Here is an 8,659-nt window from a genome sequence, read left to right on the forward strand (position 1 = left end):
CCCTCAACGCCACACCGGGCCGGAAGGACACGCACCACCACAACCGACCTGACCAAGCACTACTAGTGTCCCGCGCCGGAAGTTCCTAGGTAGTTTCCGCTGAGCTGCGGACGGTCAACGCCCTTGGTCGGCGGCGAGAATCCGACCGCCGAGACGAGACAGATCTACCGACGGATTTCTGGCGCGGCACACTAGCCCCGGGCCGTAGGGTGCGCGCGCGACCTACGTGGCCGTCGGCGTCCTGGGCCTGTACTACCTCTGATCTTGCGCGGTGCGCCGCCCTTCAGGGCGGTGGTGAAGCGCATTTCGAGACTGCTCTGACCCGCACCGGGGCACGGGTCTGCACCATTGGCCTCAGCTCACGGGACGCTGTTGCCGTTCGCTGTAGTGCTTCACGACGGTGACACCGGCCTGGCGGCGCTGGAGGGCTGCACCAGCCATGCGGCGCTGGCTGCGGGGGGAGTCCGACACGGCCGGGCGCATCGCTCCCGGGTTCCGGGCCGACCTGACGGCACTGGGGCGGACCCGGTGGCCGCTCCGGCGGACGAGGTGGCCGAGGCACCGGTGCGACTGACGGTGACCGGCGGGTACGTGGTGTATCGGGGGAAGTGAGGCAGAGATGAGGCACGGGCGCCGCGGCCAGCGTCACAGTCTGGCGGGTACCACCTGCGGCAGCGCGTACGGCTGCCTGCCGTACCAGACCCCGGCCACCGCGAACCCGAAGGCCAGACACAGCACGCCACCGACCGCATCCAGCCAGAAATGGTTCGCCGTGGCGACGATGACGACCAGCGTCAGCGCCGGGTACAGCAGGCCCAGGACCCGCACCCAGGGGATCGTCGCCAGGGCGAAAATGGTCAGGCCGCACCACACGGACCAGCCGATGTGCATCGAGGGCATCGCGGCGTACTGGTTGGACATGTGTTTCAGGTCGCCGGACGCCATCGATCCCCAGGTCTGGTGGACCATGACGGTGTCGATGAAGTCGCCGCCGTTCATCAGCCGTGGGGGCGCCAGCGGATACAGGTAGTAACCGACCAGGGCGACGGCGGTCGTCGCGAACAGCACCAGGCGGGTCGCCCCGTACCGGCCGGGATGGCGACGGTACAGCCACACGAGCACACCCAGCGTCACCACGAAGTGCAGCGTCGCGTAGTAGTAGTTCATGCCGATGATCAGCCAAGTCGCCGAGTTCACGGCCTGGTTCACCGACTCCTCCACGGCGATGCCCAGAGCGTGCTCGGCCTGCCAGATCCAGTCGGCGTTGCGCAGCGCCTCGGCCTTCTGCTCGGGCACGGCGTTGCGGACGAGCGAGTACGTCCAGTAACTCACCGCGATCAGCAGGATCTCGAACCAGAACCGGGGCCGGCGGGGGGTGCGAAGCCGGGGGAGGAGACCCTGTCCCGGATCGGCCGCGACCGGGTCCGGAACGGCCGCTTTCCGGCCGTCCAGCGTCGTCACGGTCGCGTCACCCATAGGCACAAAGTCTGCCAGAAAAGCCCTGTCCACCCGATCATCCTCCGCCCTGGCGTCCACCGCATGTTCAGCGGCGAAATCCAGCCGCGAACCTCAGGGGCGAGCGCGGTCCCCAGGAGCCGTATCCGTCGAGCCGCGCACCACCAGTTCCGGCATGAACACGAACTCGCTGTGGGGTGCGGGCGTCCCGCCGATCTCCTCCAGCAGTGTGCGCACGGCCGCCTGGCCCATCGCCGGGACCGGCTTGCGGATCGTGGTCAATGGCGGGTCGGTGAAGGCGATCAGCGGAGAGTCGTCGAAGCCGACCACGGAGATGTCCGTCGGAACCTCCAGGCCGCGCTGCCGCGCCGCCCTGATCGCGCCCAGCGCCATCATGTCGCTGGCGCACACCACGGCCGTGCAGTTCCGCTCGATCAGCGCCGCGGCCGCGGCCTGACCGCCCTCCAGGGTGTAGAGGGAGTGCTGCACCAGCTCCCTCTCGACGGTCTCGGCGCCCAGGCCCAACTGGTCCTGCATGGTGCGCACGAAGCCCTCGATCTTGCGCTGCACGGGCACGAACCGCTTGGGCCCCAGGGCCAGACCGATCCGCGTGTGCCCCAGGGACACCAGGTGCGTCACCGCCAGGTTCATCGCCGCGCGGTCGTCAGGGGAGATGAACGGCGCCTGCACCTTCGGCGAGAAACCGTCGACCAGTACGTACGGCACGCCCTGCGCGCGCAGCCGGTCGTAGCGCTGCATGTCGGCGGTGGTGTCCGCGTGCAGCCCGGAGACGTAGATGATGCCGGCGACCCCGCGGTCCACGAGCATCTCCGTGAGCTCGTCCTCGGTCGAGCCGCCCGGGGTCTGGGTGGCCAGCACGGGCGTGTAGCCCTGCCGGGTCAGCGCCTGGCCGATGACCTGGGCCAGGGCCGGGAAGATCGGGTTCTCCAGCTCCGGGGTGATCAGGCCGACCAGGCCCTCGCTGCGCTGCCGCAGACGCACGGGGCGTTCGTAGCCCAGCACGTCGAGGGCGGCCAGCACGGACTGGCGGGTGGTGGCGGCGACGCCCGGCTTCCCGTTGAGGACGCGGCTGACGGTCGCTTCGCTCACCCCCGCCTGCGCAGCGATGTCGGCAAGCCGTGTGGTCACAGCACTGGACTGTAGCGGCCGGGGTTCTGCTTGCACACCGACGGGACGCCTGGTGCGGGCCGGCGCGCGGCCCGCTGCGGGTTGCTTGGTCATCGCGGTCCCTCGAAGTCGTGGTCGGCGCCGATCCGCAACGGATGATTCCCCCCGGCGGCAACGGATGGCAAGTGCTTGCAGAGTCTTGCACAACTGTCCGACTCCCCGCCGAACAGGCGGAAATCCAGGTTCCACAAGGGGCGGGGAGAGGTCACGGCGGGATAACCATCCGCACCCCTTGCAACTTTTTGCTGCAAGGTCTTTCGCAACTCCTTCAAGCGCGGCTAATCTCACCGACGCCCGGCGGCCAACGGCGCAGTCGGCAGCACGAAACGGGCTTTCACCCTCAAGGAGAACTCATGCGGCGTGGCATAGCGGCCACCGCGCTGGTGGCGTCCCTCGCCCTGGCGGCGACGGCGTGCGGCGGGAGCGACAGCGGCGACGAGACCGACGGCCCGGTCACCATCACCTGGTGGGACACCTCCAACGCCACCAACGAGGCGCCGACGTACCAGGCCCTGGTCAAGGAGTTCGAGGCCGCCAACAAGGACATCAAGGTCAATTACGTCAACGTCCCCTTCGACCAGGCGCAGAACAAGTTCGACACCGCCGCCGGTTCCAAGGGTGCCCCCGACGTGCTGCGCTCCGAGGTCGGCTGGACCCCCGCCTTCGCCAAGAAGGGCTTCTTCGCGCCCCTGGACGGCACCGAAGCCCTCGCCGAGCAGGACAAGTTCCAGCCCAGCCTGATCGAGCAGGCCAAGTACGACGGCAAGACCTACGGCGTCCCCTTCACCACGGACACCCTCGCCCTCGTCTACAACAAGGAACTGTTCGAGAAGGCCGGCGTCGAGGCCCCCAAGACCTGGGACGACCTGAAGAAGGCCGCCGCCGCCATCAAGGACAAGACCGGCGTCGACGGCTACTGGGGCTCCACCCAGGCCTACTACGCCCAGTCCTTCCTCTACGGCGAGGGCACCGACACCGTCGACGTCGACGCCAAGAAGATCACCGTCACCTCGCCCGAGGCCAAGAAGGCCTACGGCACCTGGCAGGGCCTCTTCTCCGGCAAGGGCCTGCACAAGGCCGACACCACCGCCGACGCCTACGCCCACATCCAGGAGGCGTTCGTCAGCGGCAAGGTCGCCTCGATCGTCCAGGGCCCCTGGGAGATCACGAACTTCTACAAGGGCTCGGCCTTCAAGGACAAGAACAACCTCGGCATCGCCACCGTCCCGGCCGGCTCCACCGGCAAGGCGGGCGCCCCGACCGGCGGCCACAACCTCTCCGTGTACGCGGGCTCGGACAAGGCCCACCAGGAGGCCTCGCTGAAGTTCGTGAAGTTCATGACCTCGGCGAAGGCCCAGGAGACCATCGCGCTGAAGAACTCCACGCTCCCCACGCGCGAGGACGCCTACACCGCCGAGGTCAAGGCCGACCCCGGCATCGCCGGCTACCAGGGCGTGCTGTCCTCCGCCCAGCCGCGCCCGGCGCTGCCCGAGTACAGCTCGCTGTGGGGTCCGCTCGACGACGAGCTGATCGAGATCGCGGGCGGCAAGGAGTCCCTGGACAAGGGCCTCGGCGACGCCGAGACCGCCATCGCCAAGCTGGTGCCGGACTTCTCCAAGTGACCGCCGCGTGGCCGCCGGATCCCCCGGTCATGGGGGAGGGGATCCGGCGGCCACCGGCCCACGCCTGCGCCTGAGCCCGGGCAGCTCCCCTTGACCTCCGTGAACTTCCAGAAGGTGTCGAACCATGACCGTCGTCATCGACCGAGCGACCGGCAAGCGGCGCGGTGAGCGGGAACCGCGGCCCGGGCCGGCCCGGCGGCTGAAGAACGGCTTCCACAAACACTGGTACGCCTACGCGATGATCGCCCCGGTGGCGATCGTCCTCGGCGTCCTCGTGCTGTACCCGCTGGCGTACGGCCTGTACCTCACCCTCACCGACGCCACCAGCCTGAACACCGCCCGCACGATCGGCGTCAACCACATCGACGCCACCTACAAGTTCATCGGTCTGGACAACTACGCCGACATCCTGTGGGGTCCGACGGCGTACGACCGCTTCTGGTCGCACGTCCTGTGGACGGTCTTCTGGACGGCGGCCTGCGTCACCCTGCACTACGGCATCGGCCTCGGTCTCGCCCTGCTGCTCAACCAGAAGCTGCGCGGGCGCACCCTCTACCGGATGATCCTGGTGCTGCCCTGGGCCGTGCCGACCTTCGTCACCGTGTTCGGCTGGCGGTTCATGCTCGCCGACGGCGGCATCATCAACTCCGGCCTGGACTTCCTGCACCTGCCGACGCCCTCTTGGCTGGAGGACACCTCCTGGCAGCGGTTCGCCGCGATCATGGTCAACACCTGGTGCGGTGTGCCGTTCATGATGGTCTCGCTGCTCGGCGGACTCCAGTCCATCGACGCGAGCCTGTACGAGGCGTCAGAGATGGACGGGGCCAGCGCCTGGCAGCGGTTCCGGTACGTCACCCTGCCCGGTCTGAGGTCCGTCAGCACCACGGTCGTCCTCCTCGGCGTGATCTGGACCTTCAACCAGTTCGCCATCATCTTCCTGCTGTTCGGAAACACCGCCCCGGACGCCCAGATCCTCGTGACCTGGGCCTACCAGCTGGGCTTCGGACAGCAGCCGCGCGACTACGCCCAGTCCGCCGCCTACGGAATCCTGCTCCTGTCCATCCTGATCGTCTTCACCTCCTTCTACCGCCGCTGGCTGAACCGCAACGAGCAGCAGCTCGCGATCTGAGGCAGGAGTCCGAAATGAGTACGACCACCGTCGAGACCTCCGCCGCGGACACCGGGCGGCGACCCGCCGACGTACCCCGCAAGGGCCGCCGCCGCGGCGAGCACAGCCGCGCGGCCTCCCTCGTCTCGCACGCCATCCTGATCGGCGCGAGCCTGACCGCGCTCTTCCCGATCGCCTGGCTGCTCTTCCTGTCCCTCGGCCCGGACAAGGACGACTACCTCCACCCCGGGCGCATATGGGGCAAGATGGCGCTCGACAACTACGCGTTCGTCCTCCAGGACACCAATTTCTTCCACTGGCTGAAGAGCACGCTGATCGTGGGGCTGGGCACGACGCTCATCGGCGTCGTCGTCGCCGCGTCCACCGGGTACGCGGTCTCCCGCATGCGGTTCCCCGGCTACCGGAAGCTGATGTGGGTGCTGCTGGTCACCCAGATGTTCCCGATCGCGGTACTGATCGTGCCGATGTACCAGATCCTCTCGGATCTCCAGCTCATCGACAGCTACCTTGGTCTCATCCTTGTCAACTGCACCACGATCGTGCCGTACTGCGCCTGGCTGATGAAGGGCTATTTCGACACCATCCCGTTCGAGATCGACGAGGCCGGGCGCGTCGACGGGCTGACCCCCTTCGGCACCTTCGCGCGGCTGATCCTTCCGCTGGCCAAGCCGGGCCTCGCGGTCGCCGCGTTCTACAGCTTCCTCACGGCCTTCGGTGAGGTCGCGTTCGCTTCGACGTTCCTGCTGAGCGACGACAAGTACACGTTCGCCGTCGGTCTCCAGACGTTCGTGAGCGAGCATGACGCGCAGCGCAATCTCATGGCCGCGACAGCGGTTCTGATCGCCATACCGGCCGCCGCGTTCTTCTATCTCGTGCAGAAGAACCTGGTGACCGGGCTTACCGCCGGCGGCACAAAGGGATGACCTCCGCTTGTCGACCGGCTGCGGGTCCGTCGGGGCTGGTCGCGCCCACGCGGCGGAGCCGCATATCGATACCCCCCGCGCCCCTGTGGGGGCGCGGGGTGGCGGCCGCGGTGCCCATCCGACCCCGCTGTGCCGCGGCCGCCTCGTCACCCATCCGCCCCACGCTCACATGACCACATCTCAGTTACGCATCAAGGACGACATGAGCCAGCAGCACTCAGCCGCCCCGACCTCCACTCCGGCATCGGCGGTCGCCACCGTCACCAATCGTCGCGACTGGTGGCGGGACGCGGTGATCTACCAGGTCTACCCACGCAGCTTCGCCGACAGCAACGGCGACGGCATGGGTGACCTGGAAGGTGTCCGCACCCGTCTGCCGTACCTGCGCGACCTCGGCGTGGACGCCGTGTGGCTCAGCCCCTTCTATGCTTCGCCGCAGGCCGACGCCGGCTACGACGTCGCCGACTACCGGGCCGTCGATCCGATGTTCGGCAACCTCCTGGACGCCGACGCGCTGATCCGCGACGCCCACGAGCTGGACCTGCGGATCATCGTCGACCTGGTGCCCAACCACTCCTCCGACCAGCACGAGTGGTTCAAGCGAGCCGTCGCGGAGGGCCCGGGCTCCCCCCTGCGGGACCGCTACCACTTCCGCCCTGGCAAGGGGCAGAACGGAGAACTGCCGCCCAACGACTGGGAGTCGATCTTCGGCGGCCCGGCCTGGACCCGGGTCACCGAACCCGACGGCACGCCCGGCGAGTGGTACCTGCACCTGTTCGCCCCCGAGCAGCCCGACTTCAACTGGGAGCACCCGGCGGTCGGCGACGAGTTCCGCTCCATCCTGCGCTTCTGGCTGGACATGGGCGTCGACGGCTTCCGGATCGATGTCGCCCACGGTCTGGTGAAGGCGGAAGGGCTGCCCGACCTTGGATCCCATGACCAGGTGAGGCTGCTGGGCAACGAGGTCATGCCGTTCTTCGACCAGGAGGGCGTGCACGAGATCTACCGGCAGTGGCGGCTGATCCTCGACGAGTATTCAGGGGAGCGCATCTTCGTCGCAGAGGCGTGGACGCCGACCATCGAGCGCACCGCCGACTACGTCCGTCCGGACGAGCTGCACCAGGCCTTCAACTTCCAGTACCTCAGCACCCACTGGGACGCCGCGGAGATGCGCGAGGTCATCGACCGCACCCTGGAGGCCATGCGCCCGGTCGGCGCCCCCGCCACCTGGGTGCTGTCCAACCACGACGTGACCCGGCACGCCACCCGCTTCGCCAACCCGCCCGGCCTCGGCACCCAGATCCGCCTGGCCGGCGACCGGGAGCTGGGCCTGCGCAGGGCCCGGGCCGCGACCCTGCTGATGCTCGCGCTGCCCGGCTCGGCCTACATCTACCAGGGCGAGGAGCTGGGCCTTCCCGACGTCGTGGACCTGCCGGACGAGGTACGTCAGGACCCGGCGTACTTCCGGGGCGCGGGCCAGGACGGCTTCCGCGACGGGTGCCGGGTGCCGATCCCGTGGACCAGGACCGGGTCGTCGTACGGCTTCGGTGACGGCGGCAGCTGGCTGCCGCAGCCGGAGGGCTGGGGCGAGCTGAGCGTCGAGGCGCAGACCGGAGAGCCCGGCTCGACCCTGGAGCTGTACCGGGCCGCGCTCGCCGTGCGCCGCGCGCAGTCCGACCTCGGCGCCGGCTCCTGCGTGGAGTGGCTGCGGGCGCCCGAGGGCGTGCTCGCCTTCCGCCGCGGGGAGTTCGTGTGCGTCGCGAACACCACCGGCGAGTCGGTGGCGATGCCGGCGTACGGCCGGGTGCTGGTCGCGAGCGGCGAAGTCGTCGAAGTCGACGACGAGGCCAAGGTGCCGGCCGACACCACGGTGTGGTGGACCACCGCGGTCACCGCCTGATTCTCCGTTGAATTTCGCACGGCCCGCTGCCCTTTCGGGCGGCGGGCCTTTACCATCTGCGTCACCGCAAGGTTTTTGAACCTTGCAGCAAGAACCTTCAACGAAGAAGGAAACCCCACATGGCAGGCAGACACCTCTTCGCCGCAGCCGCGCTCGCCGCGGCTGCGATTGTCATGAACCCGACTAGTGCACAGGCCTCCCCACCGGGCACCAAGGACGTCACCGCCGTCCTCTTCGAGTGGAAGTTCGCCTCCGTCGCCCGCGAGTGCACCACCACCCTCGGCCCCGCCGGATACGGCTACATCCAGGTCTCCCCGCCTGCCGAGCACATACAGGGCCCGCAGTGGTGGACCTCGTACCAGCCGGTCAGCTACAAGATCGCCGGCCGGCTCGGTGACCGGGCGGCCTTCCAGAACATGGTGAACACCTGCCACGCGGCCGG

Annotated in this window: 6 protein-coding genes and 2 pseudogenes; 6 read left to right on the plus strand and 2 right to left on the minus strand. The window is 68.6% G+C overall.

The genetic code is table 11. The features are described from left to right. Window positions 1-399: 399 nt before the first annotated feature. Window positions 400-612 (plus strand): annotated as a pseudogene (locus AOQ53_RS47015) (amidohydrolase family protein); the annotation flags it as partial. A 33-nt stretch (window positions 613-645) separates the two neighbouring features. On the opposite strand, the gene AOQ53_RS35665 reads toward AOQ53_RS47015, so the two are convergent. Together AOQ53_RS35665 and AOQ53_RS35670 are read right to left on the minus strand one after the other, a co-directional pair. Then, window positions 646-1,476 carry a phosphatase PAP2 family protein gene (locus AOQ53_RS35665; RefSeq protein ID WP_059423770.1) on the minus strand — a complete coding sequence of 277 codons (831 nt, stop codon included), beginning with the start codon at window positions 1,474-1,476 and terminating at the stop codon, window positions 646-648. A 93-nt stretch (window positions 1,477-1,569) separates the two neighbouring features. Beyond that, window positions 1,570-2,604, minus strand: coding sequence for a LacI family DNA-binding transcriptional regulator (locus AOQ53_RS35670; RefSeq protein ID WP_059423772.1), 1,035 nt, complete (start codon window positions 2,602-2,604; stop codon window positions 1,570-1,572). A gap of 392 nt (window positions 2,605-2,996) precedes the next feature. Between AOQ53_RS35670 and AOQ53_RS35675 the strand changes: the two genes are divergently transcribed. The 5 genes and pseudogenes from AOQ53_RS35675 to AOQ53_RS35695 form a co-directional block, all read left to right on the plus strand. Next, window positions 2,997-4,265, plus strand: a complete 1,269-nt coding sequence (locus tag AOQ53_RS35675; RefSeq protein ID WP_059423774.1) for an extracellular solute-binding protein — start codon at window positions 2,997-2,999, stop codon at window positions 4,263-4,265. 124 nt (window positions 4,266-4,389) lie between these two features. Further along, on the plus strand, window positions 4,390-5,394 hold the full coding sequence (locus AOQ53_RS35680) for a carbohydrate ABC transporter permease (protein WP_059423777.1): 1,005 nt from the start codon (window positions 4,390-4,392) through the stop codon (window positions 5,392-5,394). Window positions 5,395-5,408: 14 nt separating this feature from the next. Further along, window positions 5,409-6,317, plus strand: coding sequence for a sugar ABC transporter permease (locus AOQ53_RS35685; RefSeq protein ID WP_059423779.1), 909 nt, complete (start codon window positions 5,409-5,411; stop codon window positions 6,315-6,317). A 202-nt stretch (window positions 6,318-6,519) separates the two neighbouring features. After that, the gene (locus tag AOQ53_RS35690) at window positions 6,520-8,217 is read left to right on the plus strand and encodes a glycoside hydrolase family 13 protein (RefSeq protein WP_059423781.1); all 1,698 of its coding nucleotides are present in this window, start codon (window positions 6,520-6,522) and stop codon (window positions 8,215-8,217) included. 119 nt (window positions 8,218-8,336) lie between these two features. Beyond that, a pseudogene (locus tag AOQ53_RS35695) lies at window positions 8,337-8,659 on the plus strand (glycosidase); the annotation flags it as partial.

This window comes from Streptomyces azureus (assembly GCF_001270025.1).
Lineage (GTDB): Bacteria > Actinomycetota > Actinomycetes > Streptomycetales > Streptomycetaceae > Streptomyces > Streptomyces azureus.